The 2563-nt window shown below is 63.4% G+C and carries 4 protein-coding genes; 3 read left to right on the forward strand and 1 reads right to left on the reverse strand.

What is annotated here, in order from left to right:
- The 3 genes from HTS88_RS21875 to HTS88_RS21885 all read left to right on the forward strand — a co-directional run.
- On the forward strand, positions 1-1006 hold a 1006-nt coding region (locus tag HTS88_RS21875), incomplete at its 5' end, for a DUF4192 domain-containing protein (RefSeq protein WP_217432830.1).
- A 197-nt stretch (positions 1007-1203) separates the two neighbouring features.
- Positions 1204-1599: a DUF7793 family protein gene (locus tag HTS88_RS21880; RefSeq protein ID WP_246256565.1), complete on the forward strand. Its 396-nt coding sequence runs from the start codon at positions 1204-1206 to the stop codon at positions 1597-1599.
- 467 nt (positions 1600-2066) lie between these two features.
- Positions 2067-2219: a hypothetical protein gene (locus HTS88_RS21885; RefSeq protein WP_174182282.1), complete on the forward strand. Its 153-nt coding sequence runs from the start codon at positions 2067-2069 to the stop codon at positions 2217-2219.
- A gap of 90 nt (positions 2220-2309) precedes the next feature.
- On the opposite strand, the gene HTS88_RS21890 is transcribed toward HTS88_RS21885, so the two are convergent.
- Positions 2310-2546, reverse strand: coding sequence for a hypothetical protein (locus HTS88_RS21890; RefSeq protein ID WP_174182284.1), 237 nt, complete (start codon positions 2544-2546; stop codon positions 2310-2312).
- Between the last annotated feature and the right edge of the window lie 17 nt (positions 2547-2563).

Here is a 2563-nt window from a genome sequence, read left to right on the forward strand (position 1 = left end):
CTTCATCAAATTCACCGGCCCGGCCGACGTCCTGGCCTTCATCCCGCACACGCTGGGACAGGTCCCTACAGAGTCCTTTGTCGCACTGACCATGCAGGGCAACAAGATCGGCGCGACCCTGCGCGTGGATGCCCCGTTCGGGCAGGACACGGTAGGTTTCGCCCAGACCGTCGTCAGCTATCTGACCGCCGACGAGGCCGCCACCGGCAGCCTGTTGGTCATCTACACCGACGAGAAGACCAGCGACGGCAGCCGTCCCTACTCCGGGCACGTCGAGGCACTGCGCGCCGAACTGGACACTGCGGGGATGCCGCTGCGGGACGCATGGCTGGTGACCTCCGAACTGTGGCGGAACTACCACTGCACCGACACCAGCTGCTGCCCCGATGAGTCGCTGGATGCCATCACCACCAGCAACGGCAACGCCGCCCTGATCTACCGTGGGAGCGCGGTAACCGGCTTCATTACCCCGGCACCGTTCACGGGAGACGAGACGGCCCGCGAGGCTATCGCAGCGCACAAGCCCGACGGCTGGCCCGAAGACCTCGAAGCAAGCCGCGCCGCGTGGGCCAAGGTGCTGAAGGACCCCAAGAGCCTGACGACCGAAACCGCGCACCAGCTGGCAGGAGCCCTGCAGCACCCCACCATCCGGGACTACATGATGAGTGACATCGTCCCCCACGCCCCGGAACAGTTCACCTCCGTCATGCTGGGTGTGTTCCTGAGCCGCCCGGACTGGGCCCGCGTGGACACCGCCCAGGCAGTCGCTTTCGAGCTGATGAAAGCCACCCCGGAAGGCCAACGCGCACCCATGCTGTGCCTGATCGGCTGGCTGGAATGGCTCAAAGGACAGTCCAGTTTCGCCGCACGGTACTTCAAGCTCGCGCTGGAGGACGTGGCCGGATACCGGTTGGCGGAACTGTTGGGCGAACTGGTCAACCGCGGCCTGCTGGCAGACTGCTGCCGGGACCCGAAAAAGGCCTATGACCGCCGCCTGAAGCGCTAGCCCCGACACCGGGCCGGACTCCACCGCAAAGAGGAGTCCGGCCCTCATCGTGGAGCGTCCCCAGGTGCGCGGCGGCCTCCCCCGCTTCGCTCCGCCGGCCGCGTGACGCTGACGCGGGCGCAGCCAGGAAATCCCTAACCGCGCCCTGACCTGCGATTACGTGAGCGACGGTGCTCCCCGCTGTGTACCATCGCAGCATGGGGGAGTCATCTATGGATCCAATGTTGGTTGACGGCGGCAAAGGCACTGTGAGCCTACGGACTGATGGGATCATCCACCTGGCGTGGAATCCCAGAGTCCGTATCGAAGTTCAAGATGCCCAGGCAGCCATGGAAGCTGTGAACCAAGTAGCCGGCGGGGCTGAATATCCCATGCTGGTAGATATGGCGACGACAGCCGACGTCACGCGCGAAGCACGCTCGATCTTCTCCATCCCCTGTGCTGCCAATCGGATTGCTCTCCTGGGCACGAGCCCCGTGGACAGGGTCATGGCCAATTTCTTCCTCAGCGTCCACGTCCCGCCCTGCCCTACACGATTCTTCACATCCAGAGATGAATCGATGGCATGGCTACTGAAAGGCAACGACGAGTAACGATACTTTTTGAGCGACTAGCCAGCAGGCGATGCCTGCCACTCTAGAGGCTTACTTCAACAGCAAACTCGCTTGCGGGCCGCCCCAAGGACTCCTCGGCAGCTCCACTTACCGCATCGGGGATGTCGTCAAAACTCTTAACGACTACCTCGAGCTCCGGAAGCTCCAGGACCTCCACGGCCAGCCAACCATCCCTGGCAGACCGGATGCGGGCCGTGAGTTTCAATTTGCCTGCCCTCTCAGTCGCTTCCGGTCTTGCCCAAAGACATTACCCGTGAAGGAGCGTTATAGACCAAGGTGCCTTAGCCCGGCATCTGTGAAACGAATGCGTGCGGGGTCTTGTCTATAGGAACATCTCCGGCGGCCGCGTAGACGCTGCGCGGGCGGCGCGACTTCCAGCCCGCGCGCAGGAACTGCCGATACTGTGAGAGGGAGCCTCATCCCAGCACAGCCAAGGAGTCCCAGGCGTGGCCGATCAATTCCGCATGACCGAGGACGATACCGTTTCCCCGGACGCGAGCCCCCTTGAAGACATCCTGGAACTGAGCCTACTTACCGCAGGCCCAGCCACTGGCCCCGTGGACCGGCCCAGGGAAGACCAAAGACACTACGAGTTGTAACCGCAAGCAGCACCGACGCTGCACCAATAAATTTCCTTTTGCCGAGGAAAAACCACGAAGGGCCGGCACATCCAATGTGCTGGCCCTTCGTCATGTCCGCCGCGCAAGCACCCACAGGATCACGGCTGCGAGGCCGTTGAGGAAAACGATAAAGAGGTCACCGGCAGCAGGCCGGCCGACCACCAGATCCACGACCACCAGCACCACCGACCCGAGCGCAGCAACGGTGAACACCACGGCCAGAACCCGGCAGGCCCTCGGTGACAGCCATGCGCTTGCGCGCCTGGCTTCAGCGCTGCGGCCAGGGCGTGGAGCTGAATCGCTCATGTCCTAACCCTACTCAG

This window comes from Pseudarthrobacter oxydans, assembly GCF_013314975.1.
Taxonomy (GTDB): domain Bacteria; phylum Actinomycetota; class Actinomycetes; order Actinomycetales; family Micrococcaceae; genus Arthrobacter; species Arthrobacter oxydans.